General features: G+C 38.5%; 19 protein-coding genes. 10 read left to right on the forward strand and 9 right to left on the reverse strand.

What is annotated here, in order from left to right; translation table 11 throughout:
• Positions 1 to 245: 245 nt before the first annotated feature.
• Positions 246 to 1,322, reverse strand: coding sequence for a two-component regulator propeller domain-containing protein (locus tag ACEW8U_RS05235; protein ID WP_373520984.1), 1,077 nt, complete (start codon positions 1,320 to 1,322; stop codon positions 246 to 248).
• Positions 1,323 to 1,447: 125 nt separating this feature from the next.
• On the opposite strand from ACEW8U_RS05235, the gene ACEW8U_RS05240 reads away from it, so the two are divergent.
• Positions 1,448 to 2,308, forward strand: coding sequence for a winged helix-turn-helix domain-containing protein (locus ACEW8U_RS05240; RefSeq protein ID WP_373520985.1), 861 nt, complete (start codon positions 1,448 to 1,450; stop codon positions 2,306 to 2,308).
• A gap of 19 nt (positions 2,309 to 2,327) precedes the next feature.
• Here the strand turns inward: ACEW8U_RS05240 and ACEW8U_RS05245 are convergent, their stop codons facing one another.
• Complete coding sequence (locus ACEW8U_RS05245) at positions 2,328 to 4,322, reverse strand: ATP-binding protein (protein ID WP_373520986.1); 1,995 nt, start codon at positions 4,320 to 4,322, stop codon at positions 2,328 to 2,330.
• Positions 4,323 to 4,976: 654 nt separating this feature from the next.
• On the opposite strand from ACEW8U_RS05245, the gene ACEW8U_RS05250 reads away from it, so the two are divergent.
• A complete protein-coding gene (locus ACEW8U_RS05250; RefSeq protein ID WP_373520987.1) occupies positions 4,977 to 6,179 on the forward strand; it encodes a DEAD/DEAH box helicase in 1,203 nt (400 codons plus the stop codon).
• 97 nt (positions 6,180 to 6,276) lie between these two features.
• Here ACEW8U_RS05250 and ACEW8U_RS05255 read toward each other — a convergent pair whose 3' ends face one another.
• Positions 6,277 to 7,974: a bifunctional UDP-sugar hydrolase/5'-nucleotidase gene (locus ACEW8U_RS05255; RefSeq protein WP_373520988.1), complete on the reverse strand. Its 1,698-nt coding sequence runs from the start codon at positions 7,972 to 7,974 to the stop codon at positions 6,277 to 6,279.
• A 376-nt stretch (positions 7,975 to 8,350) separates the two neighbouring features.
• Between ACEW8U_RS05255 and ACEW8U_RS05260 the strand changes: the two genes are divergently transcribed.
• Both ACEW8U_RS05260 and ACEW8U_RS05265 read left to right on the forward strand, forming a co-directional pair.
• Entirely contained in the window at positions 8,351 to 9,223 is an 873-nt protein-coding gene (locus ACEW8U_RS05260) for a TraB/GumN family protein (protein WP_373520989.1), read from the forward strand.
• 184 nt (positions 9,224 to 9,407) lie between these two features.
• Positions 9,408 to 10,829 carry a sodium:solute symporter family protein gene (locus ACEW8U_RS05265; protein ID WP_373520990.1) on the forward strand — a complete coding sequence of 474 codons (1,422 nt, stop codon included), beginning with the start codon at positions 9,408 to 9,410 and terminating at the stop codon, positions 10,827 to 10,829.
• 36 nt (positions 10,830 to 10,865) lie between these two features.
• On the opposite strand, the gene ACEW8U_RS05270 is transcribed toward ACEW8U_RS05265, so the two are convergent.
• Complete coding sequence (locus ACEW8U_RS05270) at positions 10,866 to 11,816, reverse strand: CHRD domain-containing protein (RefSeq protein WP_373520991.1); 951 nt, start codon at positions 11,814 to 11,816, stop codon at positions 10,866 to 10,868.
• 242 nt (positions 11,817 to 12,058) lie between these two features.
• Here ACEW8U_RS05270 and ACEW8U_RS05275 point away from each other — a divergent pair, with 242 nt between their 5' ends.
• Both ACEW8U_RS05275 and ACEW8U_RS05280 read left to right on the forward strand, forming a co-directional pair.
• Complete coding sequence (locus ACEW8U_RS05275) at positions 12,059 to 13,240, forward strand: class I SAM-dependent rRNA methyltransferase (RefSeq protein WP_373520992.1); 1,182 nt, start codon at positions 12,059 to 12,061, stop codon at positions 13,238 to 13,240.
• Between the two features lie 274 nt (positions 13,241 to 13,514).
• Positions 13,515 to 13,949 carry a hypothetical protein gene (locus ACEW8U_RS05280; RefSeq protein ID WP_373520993.1) on the forward strand — a complete coding sequence of 145 codons (435 nt, stop codon included), beginning with the start codon at positions 13,515 to 13,517 and terminating at the stop codon, positions 13,947 to 13,949.
• Positions 13,950 to 13,988: 39 nt separating this feature from the next.
• Here the strand turns inward: ACEW8U_RS05280 and ACEW8U_RS05285 are convergent, their stop codons facing one another.
• From ACEW8U_RS05285 to ACEW8U_RS05305, 5 genes are all read right to left on the reverse strand, one after another.
• Positions 13,989 to 15,089: a glycoside hydrolase family 5 protein gene (locus tag ACEW8U_RS05285; RefSeq protein ID WP_373520994.1), complete on the reverse strand. Its 1,101-nt coding sequence runs from the start codon at positions 15,087 to 15,089 to the stop codon at positions 13,989 to 13,991.
• Between the two features lie 208 nt (positions 15,090 to 15,297).
• Positions 15,298 to 15,636 (reverse strand): nucleotide pyrophosphohydrolase, encoded by a 339-nt coding sequence (locus ACEW8U_RS05290; RefSeq protein ID WP_373520995.1) that lies wholly within the window; start codon positions 15,634 to 15,636, stop codon positions 15,298 to 15,300.
• Positions 15,629 to 16,186 carry a hypothetical protein gene (locus ACEW8U_RS05295; protein WP_373520996.1) on the reverse strand — a complete coding sequence of 186 codons (558 nt, stop codon included), beginning with the start codon at positions 16,184 to 16,186 and terminating at the stop codon, positions 15,629 to 15,631. Before ACEW8U_RS05295 ends, ACEW8U_RS05290 begins: the two co-directional genes overlap by 8 nt.
• A complete protein-coding gene (locus ACEW8U_RS05300; RefSeq protein WP_373520997.1) occupies positions 16,179 to 17,252 on the reverse strand; it encodes a mannose-1-phosphate guanylyltransferase in 1,074 nt (357 codons plus the stop codon). The genes ACEW8U_RS05295 and ACEW8U_RS05300 overlap by 8 nt, the downstream gene beginning before the upstream one ends.
• Before the next feature lie 9 nt (positions 17,253 to 17,261).
• Positions 17,262 to 18,230 (reverse strand): SIS domain-containing protein, encoded by a 969-nt coding sequence (locus tag ACEW8U_RS05305; protein WP_373520998.1) that lies wholly within the window; start codon positions 18,228 to 18,230, stop codon positions 17,262 to 17,264.
• A 102-nt stretch (positions 18,231 to 18,332) separates the two neighbouring features.
• Here ACEW8U_RS05305 and recQ point away from each other — a divergent pair, with 102 nt between their 5' ends.
• Genes recQ through ACEW8U_RS05325 form a run of 4 tightly spaced genes read left to right on the forward strand, consistent with a single transcriptional unit; the run spans position 18,333 to position 23,713 of the window.
• Positions 18,333 to 20,510 (forward strand): DNA helicase RecQ, encoded by a 2,178-nt coding sequence (gene recQ, locus ACEW8U_RS05310; RefSeq protein WP_373521002.1) that lies wholly within the window; start codon positions 18,333 to 18,335, stop codon positions 20,508 to 20,510.
• Between the two features lie 15 nt (positions 20,511 to 20,525).
• The gene (gene purD / locus ACEW8U_RS05315; RefSeq protein WP_373520999.1) at positions 20,526 to 21,824 is read left to right on the forward strand and encodes a phosphoribosylamine--glycine ligase; all 1,299 of its coding nucleotides are present in this window, start codon (positions 20,526 to 20,528) and stop codon (positions 21,822 to 21,824) included.
• A gap of 47 nt (positions 21,825 to 21,871) precedes the next feature.
• The gene (locus ACEW8U_RS05320; RefSeq protein WP_373521000.1) at positions 21,872 to 23,251 is read left to right on the forward strand and encodes a stage 0 sporulation family protein; all 1,380 of its coding nucleotides are present in this window, start codon (positions 21,872 to 21,874) and stop codon (positions 23,249 to 23,251) included.
• A 9-nt stretch (positions 23,252 to 23,260) separates the two neighbouring features.
• Positions 23,261 to 23,713, forward strand: a complete 453-nt coding sequence (locus tag ACEW8U_RS05325; RefSeq protein WP_373521001.1) for a gliding motility lipoprotein GldH — start codon at positions 23,261 to 23,263, stop codon at positions 23,711 to 23,713.
• The last annotated feature ends 236 nt before the right edge of the window (positions 23,714 to 23,949 follow it).

Consider the following 23,949-nt stretch of genomic DNA (forward strand, 5'->3'; position numbering starts at 1 on the left):
GTGACAATAAATTTTCTTCGTTCCATAATTAGTTGTGGTTTAAGATTATACACAAAAATAACCCAAACCCATAAATGAATACTGGTAAAAATCGGACGTTTTTATATTGCTATTTTATTTGAACTTTCTTAGAAAAAATCCACTAAAATGCCTTCCAGTCTTCTGAATCAATCAAAACCAAATAAAAAAACATAGATGAAAATATACCCTCTCTAACTTTTAAAGTATAACCTCTGATAAAATCTCTAACAATTATCTTTCTTATCCACCAGTTTCGAGAAATATTCCTGACTTGACATCGCTTTAAAACTATTGACTGTATTTCCATCATACCGATACACGCCATCTAAAGTACCGAACCATATACTTCCATCATTTGCTTCAAGAATACCAAAAATCATCCCTTCATTTGCCTTTATTACTTCTGGTACAATGGCAATTTTATTAGACAAAGAATTTTCATTATAACGGGAAAGCGCCCAACCCTCGGAAGTTTCTGAACTTGTCCAGATGCTTCCTTTTGTATCTTCGTAGATAAACCCGCCAAAACCTTGTGAAATATTGGTGGAAGTGTTTCCGTCATATCGCCACAAACCATCATTTCCCCCAAGCCAAATATTACCTTTTTGATCCTCTATTAAAGAGCGGACATTTGTAAAAGGTTTACCGTTTTGGGTGAAAACTTCAAAACCCTTTCCGTCGAAAACAAAGGTATTGCCCCTTGTAGCAAACCAAAATTTGCCGGTTTTGTCTTCTATGATAGCATTAACTTCATAAAGGGGCCTTTCCGAAAATGTCCTGCCCATCAGGTCTTCATTCATCTCATTTTCATTTATGATATAATTCCGAAACGATTTTCCATCATACCGGCTAGCTCCTCCAAAAACACCGAACCAAATATTACCGGATTTATCTTCATAAATACTAACAACATCATTATTTAAAAGCCCGTCCTTGGTTGTGAAGTTTTGGAAAGATTTACCATCATAGTAAAAAACTCCTGAGCCAATAGAACCAAACCACATGTTGCCTTTGCTATCTTCCAAAACAGAAAAGAAACGGGCTGAAGTCAAATCCCTTGTAACATTGGTAAATGCCTTTCCATCATATCGAAAAATACCCTCCCATGAAGCCAACCATAGGTTGCCATTTCTATCCTGCTCAATATTACGTACAATACTGATTGGGGAATCAGAAGTATAAAAGTATTTGGATTCGGATTCGATACTGCTTTTTGATAATTCTGTCTTATTTTGTGGGTTACAGGAAGTGCAATAACCAACTGTCAATAACCAGGCGAATAATCTTACGTGTTTTTTCATTTTAATTGGTTTAGAATGCCCAAACTTATGTCTATACAAAGCTGAGACGGTAAATGGAATGTAAAAAGAATGTAAATCATGGTAAAATTGCTTTTAGGGTCACATTTAAACCTTAAATTTGATCAATGAAAAAACTGCTACAACCAGCTGGTCTCGGAATGCTCTCCATGATATTGATGGTGGCCATCCTTTGGCCTTGGAATTCAAATGACTTTGCGGAAAACAGGGAAATCAGATTGAGGAATGTTGGACATAAAATCCTACTCGCCTCAGGAGACACCACTTCAAGGGTTTTGCCCATCGATAAAATCAGTGAAGGTGAATTTATCATCCTATTTGAAAGCCCGTTCCAATTTGAGCCAGATACTTTGGTCAAAGTGATCCATGCCGGACTTAAGGAAGGTATAGATGGGGAGGAAAATTACCGGGTTAATGTACTGCAATGCAAAGGAAACCAGATTGTATATGGCTATCAAATGTCCGGCCACAAAGACAAAACCATTGTTCCCTGCCAAGGCCGAATCCAACCCAAGGATTGTTACAGGATCAAAATCCAGTTTGAACCAAACCAACTGAAAGCTTCAAATTTTTCAATCCCTATCTTCATTGGAATCCTTGCATTTGGCTTTTTGTTTATGTTCAAAAAAAATCATTCAAAACCCGAAAGGAAACAAGCCCTTGACCAATCCCCATCACTTTATATCGGAAAATATGATTTCAAATACGAGAGCTACCTCTTGAGAATCGGAAAAGAAGAAATCGAACTTTCACAAAAAGAAAACAAGCTGCTCAAACTTTTTGCCTCCCACCAAAACGAGATTCTTGAGAGAGATCGCCTGCTCAAAGAAATTTGGGAAGATGAAGGGGTATTTGTCGGCAGAAGTCTGGACATGTTTGTCTCCAAACTCAGAAAAAAACTACTACGCGATCCTAATATCGAACTCAAAAATATCCGAGGTCGAGGTTATGTACTTCAAGTGGATTGAATTATGTTAAAGGAGTTTTTTAACTCTGCAAAATTTTACTATTACTTTTTACTTTAGCGGCGGCCTGTTTTGCATCCAACCTGATGATAAATGTGCTCCCTTTGTTTTCTGTACTTTCAACCGCTAATTCAGCGTCTATGCTTTCTGCAAAATCCCTGCAGAGCATCAAGCCTATCCCAGCCCCGCTTTCACCGCCAGTGCCTTTGGTAGATAAAGTCTGATTTTTAAATAGTTTGGTAACCAACTCCGGTTTAATGCCTATTCCAGAATCCTTAACAAGGATTTCCCCATTATTAATGTCTTTAAAGTCCACCTCTATTTTACCACCCTCCGGTGTGAATTTGATCGCATTCAGCAGGAAGTTTCTGATGATAAAATTCAATCTCTCTTTATCGCTGTTTATAAACCTGCTTTCCGGAATATGATTGATTAATTCCACGTTTTTTCGTTTCATTTGAACATTGAAAAGCTGTTTATTTTCCTCTACGAGCTTGTTCAGATTAATTTCATGAAATTGTAACTCATTCGATTCCATTTGAGTTCTTGCCCATTCCAGGAGATTTTCCAACATCAAAAAAGCAGCATCATTATTCTTCGAAATCATTGACATCAATTCCTCCAATTCCTGAATTGATAGAATCTGCGAATTCCAAAGTGAAATGGTACTTTGGATATTGGCAAAAGGGGCTCTGAGATCATGGGATATTACTGAAAATATTTTATCCCTAAATTTGTTGGCAACATTCAGGGCTTGGTTGGTTTCTTGCAGGTTTTCGGCTTGTTTCTGGATCTGACGATGCTGCAGATTCACCAAAGCATGTGCTTCTCCTAGTTTTTTGTGTGTTGATTTTAGATTTCTATGATTTTGAAATTGAATCCACATTAAAAACAACAATAACAGCACGGCTGTGATAATGGTTATCAACAACTCATTTTTCCTTTTCAAGGAAAGCGCATAATATTCCTGGTCTTTTAGGAGTTGTTGGTTTTCAAGTTCTTTCTTTTCAGTTTCATATTGGACGGTAAGTTCGTCCCTGATTTTTTGCCTATTTTCATTGAACAAAATCTCCTCATTCGCTTTTTGAATAGCCAGGTATCGGTAGGCTAAGGAATAGTTTTTGAGTGAAGCTGCAATTTTGGCAATTTTTTCTGCAGCTACGGAAATTTGATATTCTGATTTGGAATTTTCGGCAATTCCAAATTGTTGATTGGCATAATCCAAGGCTTTATTCATTTCGCCTTTTTCAAAGTAATATTCAGCAAGGTTACTCAAAACTGCAAGTTTACTCTCCACATCATTGAATTTATTGGATATCACCCAAGCACGTTGTAGTAATTCAAACCTCTTTTTCTCGTCTCCGATTTCTTCATAAAGGTCCGATAACTGATTAAGCGTATTGATCATTCCCCTATGGTCTCCCAAGGTCTCTTTGATCTCTAAAGCCTGTTGCAGATATCCCATTGCCGCGTCAAAGTCTTTTTGATTTTTGTTCAAATTCCAATTATCCAGATGATAGCTTCCCAAGTTGTTATAAATGAGTGCCTGTCCTCTTAGATTATTGGTTTTTAATCCGAAAAAAAGTGCCTCATGGTAGAATTTCGCCGCTTTATCCAGTTCTTTTAAACGGTAGTAGATGTTTCCAAGATTAAGATTAGATTCCAACATACCTACTGAATCCAATAGCACTTCCCGGATTTTGAGTGCTTCATAATGGGCTTTTAATGCTTCCTCATAATCTGATTTGATTAAATTACTTACACCCAATATGTTTAAAGCATTGCCTTGGTTTTTTTTCAATCCTGACTTTTCAGAAATTTCAATGGATTTATTTGCAAAATAAATCGCACTGTCCTGATCAAAAGTGTAGTAATGCTTGCTCAGACTAAAATACAAATGCGCTTTAATGGAATCATTTTCAGCTTGATTAATTATTGCTTGTAAACTGTCGGGATATGATTGTTGGGGTGATAAGGGTGCTGTAAACGAAAAAAACAGCAATAGCACTGTTAACATAATAAATCAATTAATAAATAAAACTGGGATTAATGAATTGGTAGGATGAACTAAGGATGATTAAGTAAATATGCATTCAATCTTCTAATAATCAAAACTTAAACAATGACTTAAAGCACATGATAAGTTAAATATTTGAAATGCAAATCTCCCCACTTAAGGAAATCAGTAATAAATCAACAAAAGTGGATTGAATTATGTTAGAAAGCATGAATAAAGGGTTGATAATTTTTAGTAAAAAGTTTGTCCAATTTTGTACTTTTCGATAGCCTCAACCATATCAAGTTTGATCAACTCCCAATATTTCCCCTTTAGGCAATTTGGATCCGGTTTTACTTTTTCATGTTTTTTAATTTCTTCCTTCTTAATGTCATGGTATACCAATATTAGCATTAATGTCCCTTGTTCCATTCCCAATGCTTCTTCAATACTTAAAGCAAGTGATGTGTTTATTCTCCTTTTTCCATGAATAATGGCGCTTAAAGTTTGGGGATACTCACCAATAGATAAACCAAAAAGTAAATCCTCCCCAAAAAACACTACCTTTGATCCACTTTATAACAAAGCACGGCAAGTTGTAAGCCGCTTTTAATCGATCTCCCTGCTGAAACAGACCATACAACATCTTTTTCGGCTTATTTACATTCAGCCAAAATGGCATTCAAAAATTTAGGAATTATTGACCCTATTCTCAAGGCGGTCGCCAATGAAGGATACACTACCCCCACACCCATTCAGCAACAAGCAATCCCTCTCGTACTAGGAGGTAGGGACTTACTGGGATGCGCGCAAACTGGCACAGGAAAAACCGCTGCTTTTGCAATACCCATCATACAATTGCTCAGTCAGCACAAACAAAGAAGACCTGGAATCAAATCCCTGATCTTGACCCCAACTAGAGAATTGGCCATTCAGATTGACGAAAGTTTTGCCGCCTATGGCAAATTTGCAGATATCAGACATACCGTTATTTTTGGCGGAGTGTCCCAACTCCATCAGACCAATGCACTTAAAAGAGGTATTGATGTACTGGTAGCCACTCCCGGAAGACTTATTGATCTGATCAACCAAAAATTTGTTGATCTAAGGCAGCTTGAAATATTTGTTTTGGATGAAGCTGACAGGATGTTGGACATGGGTTTTATCCATGATGTGAAAAAAATCATCGCACTGCTTCCCCAGAAAAGACAGACTTTGTTTTTCTCGGCCACCATGCCTCCTGAAATCCAGAAATTGGCTGATACTTTATTGACCAAACCTGCTTTTGTGGAAGTTACTCCACCTTCATCTACAGTGGATAAAATAGAGCAAAAGCTTTTCCTTACCTACAAAGCAGACAAGCCAAAACTGTTATTACATCTTTTGGATAAAAAGAATATCGGATCTGCATTGGTGTTTACCCGGACCAAACATGGCGCTGATCGGGTTGTCAAATTTCTTGTGAAGGAAAATGTAAAAGCAGCTGCTATCCATGGCAACAAAAGTCAAAATGCTAGACAAAATGCCTTAAATGATTTTAAAAGTGGTAAGCTACAGGTATTGGTAGCTACTGATATAGCCGCAAGAGGAATTGATATCGATGAGTTGGCCAATGTCTTTAATTTTGATTTGCCAAATATTCCGGAAACTTATGTTCACCGAATCGGTAGAACAGGCCGGGCCGGGAATTCCGGTATTGCCATGTCATTTTGTGATGCAGAAGAACTGAAGGACCTCAAGGATATCGAAAAACTAATCGGAAAGAAAATCCCTATTGTCCAAGATCATCCTTATGAATTCAAAGGCGTCATGAAAGAACAAGCCCCAGAGAAAAAGAAGAAGCCACAGCAGAATCAAGGGAGAAGAAGACGGTATTAAAGTAGGCAGTTTGCAGTGTAAAGTAAGCAGTTTGCCCACACTTCAAAATGTCTACTGAAAACTGCCTACTGAAAACTGATCACTGCCAACTGAAAAACTACCTAAACTCATAATCCACACCTGAAACCTGACTCAATAAAGTCGCTGGGGCGTCAAGTGCTTTTGCATCTCCTCTTGGGGTTGGGGTGACAGGTGAGTTTTCTGCCAAGTAACCTAACATCGCTTGGTGTAGTGTATAGGGCGTATTGACCACATTTTTTACGTTGCTCATTCTGCATATCACATCTAGTGGGTCACCTTCTCTTTCACAGGCAGAAATGGAATAGGTTTTGTTAAGGTCCAAAGGTTCACCTTTGACAGTGAATGATTGAATTCTTTTACCCTCTTCCCCAAAAGCATTGAACGTGATTTTCATTCCTTTGAATTTGGTTACCCATCCACCAAACCTTTTTCCGGCATCCTCAGCAAATACATTGTTGAGCTCATTTTCCATCCAATCATAGAGCTGTTTTCCTGTAACTTCACCAGTCCGGACCACACTGTTCACAGGTAGCATGTCATAGATAAATCCCCTTGAAATCGGAATATTCCCAGTCTCATCAGGTGTAGCAAGTGGAGGACAGAATCTAAAACCATTGGAAAGAGAAATATCCACTTCAGGCAATTGCCATTTGACGGCATCCACCACCATGGTATCAATCGGATTTTCAATCACAAAATAACGGTATAGTGGAGTGGTGCTGTAACCGACAACGGTATTGATTTCTTCCTTATATGGTGCTTCTACCTGCTCAATAATTTTTAAAATTCTTTGAGACGGAGTTACCTTTCCTGCATCTATTTCCAACAATTCATAAGTATCACTAACAATCTTTCCGTCGTTGATCTGCAATTGAAGTTTACCCAAGAATGATCCAAAAGCGCCAGGCTGTACCACCTTGGCATATTTTCCTTGAATGGGCTTTCTGACCCTTTCATGGGTATCAGCACCCAAAATATAATTCACACCTTCACAGGCAGGATTATTGGAAAGTGCTATTTCCTGAGATAAACCTGTATGCGACATGATTGCCACAAAGGCGCAATTTTCCTGATTTCTTAATACATCCACATAATGCGCGAGATTCATATCCGGCTTGGTAAATATAATACCCTCACTGTAGCCAGGTGATTGCCGTTTTGGTATCAAGTGGTCGTCATACCCTATAAATCCAAATTTCACTCCATTTACATTCCAGATGTAATAGGGAGGGAAAATCAATTCACCCCTTTCTCCATTCCCAAGATCGTGGTACATATTGGCACATACTTTTCCAGCATGAAGTGCCCCCAATAACTGCTGCATTGGCCCTTTGTTGTAAACTACTTCCCAATTTCCTGGTGAGTATAAATCATAAGACATCGCATTTAATATTGGGACAATCGCTTCTCCCAGCGTTTTTACAGAAAGCATTGAGCCTTGAAACATATCTCCTGTATCTACTAAGAATGAATATTCAGCATTAGCTCTTTCCTGTTGAATAAAAGTATGGATGTTGGCATATCCACCTGTTTTTCTAAATACAATCTTTCCATCCTCCCAAAATAACTCATCATGTGGGTGGACCTGACAATGTACGTCTGTTGTTTGAAAAATAGTGGCGGTAAATTCTATTGGTGGATCTTGCTCTCCTGTCATTTTGGATTTTTTATCTGAAGATCCACATGAGGTTACTAAAGAACCCGCTCCGATTAAGCCTGAACTTGCTCCCACCGCAGTAAGTTTTTTTAGAAATTCTCTTTTGGAATTTTTCATTTAAGGTTTTTTGTTTGAATTAGGTTAAGTTTTTTTTAAAGAATCCAATCTGCCAATTTTTTAGAGTTAAATAGGCTTTTTTGTACAGATCAGATTTACCCAAAGTATTTATCGATTGTAAAATTGATTGTAAATGAACAATTAATCTGTGACATTTATTACCATTGCAAAATTCTGAGGCATCACCCAAATTGCTACATGAGAAATTCTGAATAATCAAGGAATAAAGAAATTTATCAATATGATGAAAATAAAGGAGGAAGTTAAATCATGCCTGCGTTTATAATCTCAATTAAGCATTGCTGTATTTTTAGAAATAAATGTTTTATTTAATCTTTATTTTTGATCCAATATAAATTATAAAAATTATTTTATCATGAATACTGTCAAATCAAAACACCTAATTGTCACCCTCTTTTTGGTCATGTTGGTTTTTCCTGTCGTTGCCAATGATGGAGATGAAAATTCACTTTTGTGGAAGATTTCGGGAAAAGGACTTGAAAAGGAATCCTATCTATTCGGCACAATCCATATCATTTGCCAAGATCAGTTCTTTATGGATGAAAGGATCGAAAATGCTCTGGAATCCACACAGAAAATAGCCTTAGAACTGAATATGATGGATCCGAATATGATGGCAGAGATGCAACAGCTTTCCATCAATGAAGGATTCAAAAACATCAAAGGTGAATTCACTGGCGATCAAGCAGTCGCCTTAGATGAATTTCTGATCAAATCCTATGGTGCTGGATTGGATCAATTGGGCGTTTTGAAACCCTTTGTCCTTTCATCCATGGTCATGATCAAAAGATTGCCCTGCGAGGAGCAAAGCAGCTATGAAATGTATTTTGTGGAAAAAGCCAAAGACAGAAAAATGGAAATGGTAGGCTTGGAAAGTTTTGCTTTTCAGGTTGGAATATTTGATGAAATACCTCAAAAAATGCAAATAGATGATTTGGCCAAACTTGTCACCGAAGATGAAGGCATGGAGGAATTCGAAAGCTTGGTGGCTGCCTACTTGGAAGAAGATATCGAAGGACTTTACGAAATGATCACAGAAAATGAAATGTTCAAAGAATATGGCAACCTGCTTTTGGCTGACAGAAATGCCAATTGGATTCCGATCATAGAAGAATTGATCCATCAGCAACCCACCTTCATTGCAGTGGGAAGTGGTCATTTAGCTTCAGAAACGGGAGTTATCGCATTATTGAGAAAAGCAGGTTACACTGTAGAGGCAGTGAATTAATCTGAAATTGATTAAAGATACTTCCTCTTATCATTTTTTTTATTTAATGTAATATATTGCTAAGTCCATACAACAGCCCAAAGTTTATAATAAGATTTGAACCTTGCGTTTTGGTTCTTATCGCAAACCCACCGGTCTGGATACAAGTCTCAAATCTGAATTCAAAATTTTAAATCAAGTCCCTTTGCTTCTCACAGCAATTATCATCTACATAGCAATCACCGTAGCAATAGGTGCTTGGTCTTCCAAGCTGGTAAAAAACTCAAGTGATTTTGTTTTGGCTGGAAGGCAATTGCCTCTTTTTTTATCGGCCTCAGCATTGTTTGCTACCTGGTTTGGTTCTGAGACCATTTTTGGTGCATCATCAGAATACCTCGAACACGGCCTTCAGGGTGTGATGGAAGATCCGTTTGGTGGGGCATTGTGTCTGGTATTGTTCGGTATGTTTTACCTGAGACCCATGTACAAGATGAATGTCCTTACAATTGGTGATGTGTACAAGCGGATCTTTGGAAAGCGGGTGGAGTTTTTTGCTTCCGTCTTTATGATTCCTCCATATTTCGGATATGTGGCCGCACAATTGGTTGCTTTATCCCTAATATTTACCACTGTTTCAGATATCAGCATTTCGCAGGGAATAGTCATCAGTGCAGGCATAGTGGTTTTCTACACTTTTCTTGGAGGGATGTGGGCCATCTCTATCACGGATTTCATTCAGACAACTTTGATTGTGATTGGATTGATCTGGGTGACATTTTTGGTTGCCGAGAAAGCAGGTGGCGTGATGCCCATCTTGGAATCAGCGCCTGAAGGCAGTTTTCAGTTTTTCCCCGATACCAACGCGATTTCATGGATGAATTATCTTGGGGCTTGGATGATAATAGGGTTAGGAAGTATTCCCAGTCAGGACGTTTACCAACGGGTGATGTCCGCCAAATCGGAAAAGGTCGCTATCCGTTCCACTTACCTTGCCGGAGGTTTTTATGTGACCATTGGGCTGCTGCCTTTATTTATTGCCCTTGGGGCAAAATACCTCTATCCTGAAATCTACCTTGAAAACAGACAGCTGCTTCTTCCGGAAATGGTGTTGAGGCACAGTGGCATGCATGTTCAGATTCTGTTTTTCGGGGCATTGATTTCAGCCATCATGAGTACCACAAGCTCTGGCTTACTGGCACCATCAGCCATCATTTCAGAAAACCTGATCAGGCCATATTTTGGGAAAAAACTTCAGGAGAAACATTTTTTGTGGATTTTGAGGATAAATATTATTGCTGTCGCTGTCGTGGCAGTGTTGATGGCCCAATGGAAAACCAATATTTATGAACTTGTCGCCGGGGCATCTATATTGATGTTGGTATCATTGTTCGTTCCGCTTACAGCAGGATTATATTGGAAAAAAGCTTCCGAAATGGGTGCTTTGATGTCCATCGTCTTTGGGATGATAGCCTATTTGGGATTTTCATTGATGGAATTGTCAGTTTATCCGCATTTACCGGCATTGGTCGTCAGTGCAGTTTCTATGGTTTTGGGATCTTTTGCTTTTCCGGTCAAAAACAAAACAATCATGCAAGACAAAATAAGTAAAAAAGGCCATCCCCTTTGAGAATAGCCTTTAATTTGATATAGTTTGAAATGCAGATTACAATTGACCTCTCAATTCACCCCCTGGAAATTTGTCAGTATGGACATTTACATAAGCATTACCCGTCCTGAAGGCTTCTCTCAAAATCAGTAAATCACCTCCAAGCATTTTTCCTATTAGATCTTCCGCACATAAGGTTCCTTTTGCATAAACCCCGTTTACAGGTCCTTCGACTTTATCGGCCTTCAAAAATGTAACAGGTGGGCCGTTGGATCCTTTTTTTCCTATATGAATATGTGCAAATCTCACATTTTCCAATTGTGCAACATTTACCTGGAAGTTCAAAGCGGCGATCTTGGAATCGAATTTAAAAATACCAGTTCCAACTGCCTTGGTATCCGCAGGAGGAACTTCCTCATTTCCAGACAGCTGGGTTGTAAAATTCCGGTTGTTACCAGGTTGCACACCACTGATCTGACCTCTGATTTCTCCACCTGGAAATTTACCAGTATGAATATTTACATAAGCCATTCCATCATTTAGCGCATCAATCAAAACATCAAGGGACATTCCGAGAAAAGGACCTCTAAGCTGGGATTCAGTAATAGTACCTTCTGCTATTACCCCATTCACCAAAGGAGAGGCTATCTGATTGGGAAAAAGGAAGGCCACCACAGGACCATTTACTCCAAATGCCGCTGTATGGATATGGCCTGCGACAATACCTTCCATATTGGCAACCCTGATCTGGTATTTGATACCCATACCTCCATCTACGAGTTCAAAGAAAGCCGCACCTGTCCCCATGGCGTCCACTGGATCCACTTCTTCGGTACCCGTCAAAAAAGCTCCATAATTCGAGAAAGAGGCTTTTTTCTTTGCGGTAAGATCATTCAGATTCTCCTCGGTAATTATTTCCTTAATAGGATTTTCCTGCTTGAAGGCTTCACAGGAGAATAGCATCATCACTATTGCAAAACATAGATACGATTGACAATAATTTTTCATATTGGTGAGATTTAGGTTAAAATGATAATTGACAAAATTCCCTCAAAACGCTTTAGGAATCAATAATTGGCTAACTGAATTAAAGTTACTGAAAACGAGACTATTACAATAATTTAAGTTGAAATAAAAATTGCAATTTTTACCAAAATAAAATTCAGGCATTTAACAAACTTTTAGGAGTTATATTTACCCTCTGTTAAAACGGAATACAATAATAAATTAAAAGCTTTCTAGCGCCAATCATGCTTTCCTATCCAATCATCAAGCTTCACAAAAACAAAGAAATCTCTCTCTACAGAAAACACCATTGGGTTTTTTCGGGAGCCATAGATACAAAGAGTGATGACCTAAAAAATGGGGACTTGGTACAGATTTTCAGTTCCAAGGATATTTTTTTGGGAGTAGGCCATTTCCAATATGGTTCCATCATGGTCAGGGTAGTGAGTTTTGAAGAGGAGATGATTGACTCGGATTTTTGGGATAAAAAACTTCATAATGCCTATCAGGTGCGTAAAAGTATTGGATTGACCAATAATCCCGGCACCAATGTATACAGGTTGGTCCATGGCGAAGGAGATCGGCTACCGGGATTGATCATCGATTTCTACAATGATACTGCGGTCATTCAGACACATCATGTGGGAATGTACAAGCATGTCAAAGAAATCAGTTCTGCCCTGCAAAAAATATATGGCCAATCATTAAAGGCAGTTTATGAGAAAAGCTCAGAGACCTTACCAAGAGATATAGGTGTAGAAAACAGGATGTTGTTTGGAAATCCTGAAACCAATCTGGTTTTGGAATATGGCTGTAAATATGAAATAGATTGGGAAAAAGGTCAGAAAACAGGATTTTTCGTAGATCAAAGGGAAAACCGAAAACTCTTTGGCCAATACAGCAAAGGGAAAAAGGTTTTGAACACCTTTTGTTACTCAGGTGGTTTTTCAGTAGCCGCATTGAAGGAAGGAGCAACAGAAGTCCATTCCGTTGACATCTCCGCCAAAGCCATAGAACTTACTGATAAAAACGTGGCTTTGAATTCTGATTTCCATGGGATTCATCAATCCATTGTAGCAGATGTGGTAAAATATATCAGAGAAATTGAATCCGATTATGATGTTATCGTGCTTGACCCACCGGCCTTTGCCAAAAACATAAAATCCAAACACAATGCAGTACAAGCTTATAAGAGATTGAATGCAGAAGCCTTAAAAAGAATCAAATCAGGTGGGATATTATTCACTTTTTCATGTTCTCAGGTAGTTGACAAGGAGCTTTTTGCCAAAACGGTTACAGCAGCAGCCATGGAAGTTGGAAGAAATGTCCGTATCCTGCACCACCTCTCCCAACCCGCTGATCATCCTGTCAATATCTTCCATACCGAGAGTGAGTATTTGAAAGGTTTGGTTTTGTATGTGGATTAGGGGAAAGGGTAGATCTTAGATTGTAGATTTTAGATTTAAGAATTCGTTATCCGAAGTCTGTGGCTTTGGATCATTGAGTATTGAGTCTCTGGCTCAATTTAGGGACAACCTTTGGACAACTTCATCTCATCTCTCGTCTCTCGGTTCTCGCTTCTAATCTCATCTTACACTCTGAAAAAGTATTTCACTAGTTTATATATGAAAAACAAAAATATCTTTGCTAACTAATGACATTGCAGGAATAAACCCTAATTTTAAAACAAAAATTTAAAACATGTATACAGGATTAAAACACTTACATTCCGGACTGGCTTATCTGGCTTTAGCAGCTTTGGCAGTCATATTTATTTATGCCTTAATAGGGGCTTTGTCTAACAAAGTGTACACTGAAAAAGACAGAAAGATAGCTTTGATAGGTTTTATTTTGGCCCATGTCCAATTATTGGTTGGACTCATCCTATATTTTGTCAGTCCACTTGGATTTGCATTGTTGAAAGGTGGTGGGGCGATGTCAGACAGTGCAGCAAGGCTTACCGCCGTAGAACATCCATTGATCAATATCGTCGCTATAGTTATCATCACCATTGGATATTCCAGAGCAAAAAAATTAACTGAAAGTAGGGCCAAATTCAGGTCTATTTATATGATGTATGCAGTGGGTTTGCTTCTGATTTTATCAAGAATTCCTTGGACCAGTTGGTTGGGGTAATAAAAAAATAAAAAGAGGCAGACAAAATCCTGCCTCTTTTTATTTTAACAAGACTTTTATCAATTCCCGATCCTCTTCACCGTTTCTCACAATCCCAAATCCTCCTTTGTAATCCCAAGTTGTCCAAGCTATATTATTTTTCTCCAACACATCCCTGACATCTTCATACCATTGGTACCTGGCTTTTTCCGGTGTGGTCGGATAAGCTCCCCATTCTCCACAATAAAGCGGAAGATTGTATTTCTTTGCTATTCTAATGGGTTTTTCAAAATGTTTTTCAATGGAAGCTTTGTCATAATACTTTTGCTGCCGGGCCATAATAGAGGCTAATGGTTCTTCCAAATTGTTCAGATCTTCATGTCTTACAATTTGCCCGGGATAATTGACCGGGCCACTGTAGTCTTTGGTACTGGTCCATGAGGCCTGATAATGTGTCAGGAGCATTGGTTCATACATGTGAAAACTCAATATGATATTCGGGTCATTTTCAGGGACTTTCAATTCATCAAACGTATCTGCATTTTGCCATCTGTTGGACCCGATTACTATTTTTCGATCAGGTTCATTTTTTCTTATCTCTTCCACTGCCCTAGCGACCAGTTTATTCCAATCCTCAGGGTCATCTGCTACCGGTTCATTCATAAGTTCATAAGCTAACATACTGACCGGATACCATTTCAATTCTTCTGAAAGGTCCCTCCAGCATTGAAAAAATCTTTCCTGAGCTGATGCTTCAGTCCACAAAGGTTTGACGTCAGCATTGAAATAATGGGAACGCAAGATATGTAAATCTACAATTACCTTTAGGCCATATTCCTCACTCCATTTTATGCTATGATGTAAAAGCGTAAATGCCTCTGAGTCTATCTCTCCGGATTCTTTCCACATTTGCTCTTCGTCTATGGGTATCCTGATATGATCAAAACCCAAGTCAGCCAGAAATTTAACGTCGTTTTCGGTAAAAAATTCAAGCCTCTCTTGCCCCCTCCTTTTACTTTGCGAAAGCCAGTGACTGATATTGGTTCCCCTTTTAATTTCAAACTCATCATTGATTTGACTATCTCGAAGACCAATTTCTTTAGAATCTGAGACATGGAAGAAAATAAGCAAAAGGCTTAAGAAATAAATCCTGATATCCATAACTGGTTCATTTAGGGTTGTTTTGCAAGTGCTATTACCTTAAATGTACAAAACTGAAGTAGGAATTACTTCATAAATGGAAAAATTCAAACATCGTATACTTTCAAAAAGTATCAAGTAATATCCAACCTGCCTGCCGATAAGCAGATATCACTAAATATAAAATAAATATGATCAACATTTAATTCTAAAAAAAATATTCAAACTATCACCTCAACTTTTTATTCTCCTTGTGCCGGTCCTTATCCCTGATGTTTTTTTTCTCAAAATTCTTATGAAGGGCATCTGTCAAATCTACTCCTGTTTGGTTTGCCAGACAAATCAGAACCCAAAGCACATCTGCCATTTCATCAGCCATATTGACTTCCTCATCTGATTCTTTGAAGGATTGCTCACCATATTTTCTGGCCATAATGCGGGCCAATTCCCCCACTTCCTCCATCAGGATAGCTGTATTGGTCAATTCATTGAAGTACCGGACTCCAACAGTTTTGATCCATTCATCGACCAATTTTTGAGCCTCAGAAATGGTGATATCTTTATACATATAACCGGTTAAAAGTATAGGTGACAATAGTATTCACCCATGCTTGCGTATTAAAATCATAAATCCGTTGTGGAACTTGCACTTTGATCTGAAACTGATTGAGCATTTCCATTTCCTCAATTCTTCCAATTTCCTCAGTAATTATATTTGGAGTTATGATAGTAAAATTTTTGCTACCCACTTCCAAGTCTATAATCAATGTTTTAGGAACATTCCCATACCTAATCAAAGGCAAATTATCCGGTAGCGTGGTCAACACATTTGGTTCAATAAGGGTCACATTGACCATATCTGGATTACCCGATATAATGGTAAGGAGGTTTGAACTGTAGTTGAATCCTTGAGTCTCCTCTACCTGTTTTTTCAGATCGGAAGAAATTGTTCCTGTATTAAGAAAATCAAATTGGCCGTTGGTTTCTACAGCAGTTACTACATAATTTCCATAAATACTGATGGGCGGCTGTTCGTCTTCTTTGCTACAGGAAAATACCAGAAAAATAAGTACCAATAAAAATGGACTAACCCTAAATCTTTTAAACTTTTTAAACATAATCTTCCCCTTTCTTTTTGGCTTCAGTTACAAATTCCCTGAATTTTTTATCACCGTTTAATTTACATATCAATAAAACATTATCAGATTCGGTAACTAGAAAGTTGTCCAAACCTTCAATGACTACTAGTTTTTCTGGGCTAACTCTAATAAAGCAGTTTTTGGTATCAAAAAGAACCGCATTGGCATCTACCACATTTCCCAAATCATCTTTTACTCTGGTTTCATGCAAACTTAACCAGGAACCCAAGTCCGACCAACCAAATTCTCCAAGAACAGTATAAACCTCATCGGCTTTTTCCATGATGCCATAGTCGATGGAAATATTTTTAACTAAGGAATATGCTTTTTTGGTATATTCTTCTTCGTCAGGTTTGCCATAATGTGCAAACCCTTCCTCAAAAGCTTCCGCCACATCGGGCATATATTTTTCAAAAGCTTTGATAATACTTTTTGCCTTCCAAATAAATATCCCTGAATTCCACACAAAATCACCGCTTTCCAAAAAAGTCATAGCCAGTTTTATATTGGGTTTTTCGGTAAATGTTTTTACTTTCTTGACTGGATTTCCATGATTACTAATGTATTGGATATATCCATAGCCAGTTTCAGGTCTGTTTGGCCTAATTCCTAAGGTAATCAGCTTTTCATCTTGTTCAGCAGCTTGAAGCGCCATGTCCATGGCACTGTAAAAATTCCCCTCCTGTATAATAAGATGATCTGCGGGTGTTATTATCAATTTGGCATCAGGGTCTTTTTGGAAAATTCGGTAACTGGCATAAGCCACACAGGTGGCAGTATTTCTTCGTAATGGCTCAGTGAGGATTTGGTTTGCGGGAACATCAGGAAGCTGTTCACGAACTATATTGTAATATTTTTTAAATGTCACTACATAAAACAGAGACTTGTCAGATAATTTAACAAACCGATCATAAGTCATCTGAAGAAGGGTCCTTCCTGTCCCTAGAATATCTAAAAATTGTTTGGGTCTTTTATTTCTACTGTATGGCCAAAAGCGGGAACCAATTCCTCCCGCCATAATTACAATATATGGTTTGTTTTGCATTTTCGTAATTTAAACGATTCCTTCTTTCATAAGATCGTGAATATGTATAAAACCTGCAACTTTCTCACCATCCAAAGCTACAAGTTGTGTGATATTAAACTCTTTCATCCGATTTAAAGCACGGATTGCATACTCGTCAACTGCAATTGACTTTGGATTTAAGGTCATGATATCTTTGGCAACAACCTTTGTAATATCCTGCATTTTTTGAAGCATTCGCCTCAGGTCGCCATCAGTAATAATCCCTACAAGTCTGCCATTGTGATCAAGAACGGAAGTTGCTCCTAGCCGTTTACTGCTGATTTCCATGATGATTTCAGGGAGCTTGGCGTCTTCCCTAACTTTGGGTACCATATTTTTCGGGACCACATCCCCTACCGTCAAGTACAATTGTTTTCCAAGTGCTCCTCCAGGATGATACTTGGCAAAGTCCTCACTGCTGAAACCCTTTGCTTCCAAAAGACAAACAGCCAAAGCATCCCCAAGCGCTAAATGTGCTGTAGTACTTGTAGTTGGTGCAAGGTTATTGGGACATGCTTCTTCTGCAATGGTTGCATTGAGAACAAAATCAGCATGTTCGGCAAGATAGCTATCTGTATTGCTGACCAAAGCAATAAGTTTGGAACCAAGCCTTTTTAAAAGAGGTACAAGAATTTTTATTTCAGGGGTATTCCCACTTTTTGAAATACAAATAACGAAATCGTCTTTCTGTACCATCCCAAGGTCGCCATGAATAGCATCAGCTGCATGCATAAAAATCGCAGGTGTGCCGGTTGAATTCATAGTTGCCACAATCTTATTTGCAATAATGGCACTTTTACCAATTCCCGTAATTACTACTCTTCCCTTAGAATTCAAAATAGCCTCCACACAGGCCTCAAACTCATCATCAATATAATTGATTAAATTTTGAATAGCATCTGCCTCCAATTGAAGTACTTTTATGGCGCTACTTTTAATATTTTTTGTTAACTTCAAAATTACTGTCGTTAATCATTAAATTTGTAACAAAGGTATAAAAGAATTCCTTTAAAATTTAATGGATGCCGATTAGGGTAACATTGTAATATCATGCAAACTGTGGATCAAAGCGTAAAAGAAAAACTCAAAAAAATTTTTGGTTTCAATCAGTTCCGAGGAACTCAAGAAGCCATTGTGGATAATGTGCTGAATGGCCGAAATACATTTGTCATCATGCCAACGGGGGCCGGAAAATCCCTTTGCTATCAATTTCCTGCTGTAGTCAATGAAGGTACTGCCATAGTAATCTCTCCATTGATAGCATTGATGAAAAATCAGGTGGATCAATTAAATGCATTTGGTGTAAATGCATATTTTCTGAATTCTACACTCAATAAGTCTGAAACCAACAAAGTCAAAAAGGAAGTGCTTTCAGGCAAAACAAAATTGCTCTATGTAGCACCTGAATCCTTGACCAAAGAAGAAAATGTGCTGTTTCTGAAGGAGGCCAACATAAGTTTTGTTGCCATTGATGAAGCGCATTGTATTTCGGAATGGGGCCATGATTTCAGGCCTGAATACCGTAAAATCAAATCCATTATCGCCCAAATAGGAACTACCCTTCCTATTATTGCACTCACTGCTACTGCAACACCCAAAGTTCAGCAGGACATTCAGCGAAATCTTCAAATGGAAGAAGCCGATCTTTTTAAATCCTCTTTTAATAGGACGAACCTTTATTACGAGGTAAGGCCAAAACATAAGAATGAAACCAAAAAGCAGATCATCAAATATATCAAAACCCATAAAGGAAAGTCAGGTATCATTTACTGTCTGAGCAGAAAAAAAGTGGAAGAAATCGCCGAACTGCTCAGGGTAAATGGAATCAATGCTGCTCCTTATCATGCAGGTCTGGACCAAAGTGTAAGAATCAAAAATCAGGATGATTTTCTCAATGAAGAACTTGACGTCATTGTGGCAACCATTGCTTTTGGTATGGGGATTGACAAACCAGATGTCCGCTATGTTATCCATTACGATGTTCCCAAATCTCTTGAAGGTTATTATCAGGAAACTGGGCGCGCAGGAAGAGATGGATTGGACGGGCATTGCTTGATGTTCTACCGATATGAGGACATTGTCAAGTTAGAAAAATTCAATAAAGATAAGCCGGTCACTGAGAGGGAGAATTCTAAAATCCTTTTGGAAGAAATGGCAGCTTATTCCGAAAGTTCTGTTTGTAGAAGAAGAGTATTGCTGCATTATTTCGGTGAATATCTGGACACAGATTGTGGATTTTGTGACAATTGCAAAAAACCTAAGGATAAATTTGAAGGTATGAACCATCTTCTTTCGGCAATTTCCGCTGTCAAGGAGACCAACAACAGATTTAACCTCAGCCACATAGTCAATGTCATCAGGGGAGAAACCAATGATTACATCAAAAGCTATGGACATGACAAAATTTCTGTTTTCGGAAAAGGAAAAAATGAAGATGAAAAATTATGGACTACAGTTGTCAGACAGGCATTGATCCTGAATTTTCTGGAGAAGGATATTGAAAACTATGGTATCATCAAAATCTCCGAAAGAGGCGAGAAATTCCTGAAGGATCCCTATTCCGTATCGCTTAGTAAAGACCATAACTTTGAAGAAGTGGAAGAAAGTGCTTCTGGAGATGATTTACATGCCGGAGGTAAGGCTTACGACGAAAAACTCTTTGAACTTCTTAAAGCTGAAAGAAAGAAAATAGCAAAATCCAAAAATCTTCCCCCGTATATCATTTTCCAAGATCCTTCATTGGAAGAGATGGCTACAGTATATCCCACGACAAAAGATGAATTGGCACAGATCAATGGAGTCGGAATGGGTAAAGTCACTAAATTTGGCTCGACCTTTCTCAAGCTGATTGAAAACTATGTGGAAGAAAATGACATCATCACCGCCTCGGATGTAGTCGTGAAAACTGCTGGTAATAGATCTAAAGTTAAAATATCCATCATACAACAAGTAGATAGAAAAGTAAACCTGGATGAAATTGCCGAAAATCTCAATTTATCCATGTCAGAACTCATTGGGGAAATTGAGCAGATCATCTACAGTGGAACCAAACTCAATATCAACTATTATATCGAAAATATAATGGATGATGAAAGAGAGGATATGCTGCATGATTATTTTATGACGGCAGAATCAGACAATATCAAAGTGGCATTGAATGAGCTTGAAGATGAAGACTTCGCGGAAGAAGAAGTCAGAGTCTATAGGATCAAGTTTATCTCAGAACATGCCAACTAAAAAAGAATCTATTTGATGAATATATTATTATTAGGCAGTGGAGGCAGAGAACATGCATTCGCCTGGAAGATTGTAAACAGTCAAAATTGTTCACAATTATTTGTTGCCCCGGGTAATGCCGGCACAGCATCTATAGCCAAAAACATCACCATTTCCCCTACTGACTTCAATACATTGGCAGAATTTATTTTGCTCAACAATATTGAGATGTTGGTGGTAGGTCCTGAAGAACCCTTGGTAAAAGGCATTGTGGATTTTTTTCAAAACCACCCCAAACTGAGATCACTTCCCGTAATTGGCCCTAGTGAAATTGGAGCAAAACTTGAAGGCTCAAAAGATTTCTCCAAACGCTTTATGCAAAGACATGGAATTCCTACAGCTGCCTATGAAACCTTTACCAAAGAAGAAATTGAAAAAGGTCTTGAATTCCTTAAAAAGCAATCTCTTCCAATAGTATTGAAAGCAGATGGTCTTGCAGCGGGAAAAGGTGTCTTGATCTGCCATAGTCTTGAAGAAGCAGAATTGAATCTTAAAGAGATGCTTTTGGAAAGCAAATTTGGACAGGCTTCTTCTAAAGTTGTCATAGAACAATTTCTGGATGGTATAGAGCTCTCCGTATTTGTAGCGACAGATGGTAAAAGTTACAAAATCTTACCCGAGGCCAAAGACTACAAAAGGATCGGTGAAAAAGACACAGGGTTAAATACTGGGGGAATGGGCGCGGTAAGTCCTGTCCCTTTTGCTGATAAGGCATTCATGGAAAAAGTTGAGGATCGAATCGTAAAACCTACCATTAAAGGATTGGAGGAAGACGGGATATTTTATACAGGTTTCCTTTTCATAGGCTTGATGAATATTGATGGAGAACCATCTGTGATCGAATATAATGTCCGTATGGGTGATCCTGAAACGGAAGCTGTACTTCCCAGAATTAAAAGTGATTTCGTGAACCTACTTCATGCGATGGGCACCAAAAACCTCTCGGATTATGAAATGGAAATTCACGAATTTACCAGTACGACCGTTGTGATGGTGGCGGGTGGGTATCCCGGGGATTACAAAAAAGGTAATGAAATCATTGGTTTAGGGACGGCAGGAAAAGATAATAAATCCATTGTATTCCATGCCGGAACAAAACTTGGGGATTCCGGTAAAGTACTTACTAACGGTGGAAGAGTCATGGCTGTGACCGGAATTGGGCCAAATTTGGATTTGGCCTTACAAAATGCATATCAGACGGTATCTGAAATTTGCTGGGACGATTTGTATTTCCGCAAAGATATAGGTCAGGATATTCTTAGTTTAAAGAAATAAATAAACCAAATTAATGAGGGGACAATGTCTCCCTATATATATAAATTATGGCAGGATGTAGTAGCTGCTCGACGACCACCGGAACAAGTGGGGGCTGTAACAATAACGGCACATGTGGCACGAGCGATTGTAATAAAATGAATGCTTTTGATTGGTTGTCCCATATGGGAATCCCAACCCTTGATAAGTTTGATATTGTTGAAGTAAAATTCAAAGGTGGCAGAAAAGAGTACTACCGCAATGTGGAATATATTCCTTTGACAACTGGTGATCCAATAGTTGTAGATGTTCCTAACGGTCATCATATTGGATATGTGTCCTTGCAGGGAGAACTGGTCCGTCTTCAGATGCAAAAGAGGAAAATCAAGGATGATGATAATATCCTGCGCATCTACAGGGTTGCCAATCAGAAAGACCTTGAAAAATGGGAAGAGGCACGGAACCGGGAAATCCCTACGCTTTATAGGGCCAAACAGATCATCGATGAACTGAAACTTGAAATGAAACTTTCTGATGTAGAGTTTCAATCGGACAATTCCAAAGCTACCTTTTTCTATTCTGCTGAAGACCGGGTGGATTTCAGGGAATTGATCAAACTCTTGGCTTCGGAATTTAGAATCCGAGTGGAAATGAGACAGATCAGCCTGCGGCAAGAAGCCGGGCGATTAGGTGGCATAGGTGTCTGTGGACGTGAATTATGTTGCTCTACCTGGATCTATGAATTCAAGAGTGTCAACACTTCTGCAGCAAGATATCAAAACCTTTCACTCAACCCCTCCAAACTATCAGGACAATGCGGTAGATTAAAGTGCTGCCTTAATTACGAACTTGATACCTATATGTCTGCACTCAGTGATATTCCTGAAGTGGACAAACCACTTTTGACTGAAGCGGGTTCAGCCAAATTACAAAAAACAGATATTTTCAGAAAACTGATGTGGTTCAGTTATAACAATGATAACAACTGGCATTCCATCACCTGTGATCGGGTCAGGGAGATTCAGGAACTCAATGCAAATGGCACCAAACCTTCTGATCTAAAAAACAACCATACAAGGGATATTGAAGAACAGATTTCAAAATCTAACCTTGAATTGGAAATCCTTGACAAAAAATTCAGCGGAACCAAACGGACAAAAAAGAAGAAGAAAACCAGAGGAGATGGAAATAATCCCACTTTTAATAAGGAGGCCGGAAACCCTGAACCGCAAAGACAGAGAAATAATCCTAACCAAAATACAAAAAAGAAACCCAACCCAAGCGGTCGAACTCCAAGGAGCAATGCCCCGCAACAGAATGCTCCTTCCAACCCTCCACAACCTCAATCCCAAGAAGGTGGATCTGAACAAAAACCTAGAAATAAAAGAAATAACAAAAGAAGGTTTAACCCAAAGAATAAAGGTGACCAAAATCCAGGGCAATCATAACTTTATTATATGACTTTAAAATCCAAAGTTATTCTCCCTTTGCTCTGTGTTTTGATGTTTGGCTGTGACAATAGTCGAATTTTTGAAAAATATCAGGGAATGGACACAGGTTCATGGAATATTGCTGATACAGTTTCTTTTGACCTACCCAAGATTTCTGATTCCCACAAAACAATCGTGGGCATCAAATACAATGGCGACTATGAATTCAGAAACCTTTATCTCACCTATCTTCTAAAAGACAGTCTTAATCAAATCATCGAAACCCAATTATTGGAAATTCCGCTTTTTGATAATAAATCCGGTAAGCCATTTGGATCGGGTTTCGGAAATACATTTACCAAATATGATACCCTACCCCTTTTGACAAGTGATCCTTATTCCAAGATTCAGTTATTGCAGTATATGAGAATGGATGAAATAATAGGGATTGAGGCTGTGGGGGTTAAGATCGTGAAGTAAGTTTGAAGTCCGAAGTCCGAAGTTTTGCGGTCATTGAGAGTCTCCAACATTTTTAAAATGTTCAGAAAAGGAATGACATCAAGTTACCCTCTAGGCAGCCGTCATTCTGAGGTACGAAGAATCTCCAGAGGTCCTATTTATGTTTATAATACATTTCCTGATCCTCGAGAGACCCTTCTCCCGATAGCCATAGGGATCAGGGTGACGGCAGCTAAGAAATCTGTCATTGGTAGGCA

It is taken from the genome of Aquiflexum sp., from assembly GCF_041751335.1.
GTDB lineage: Bacteria > Bacteroidota > Bacteroidia > Cytophagales > Cyclobacteriaceae > Aquiflexum.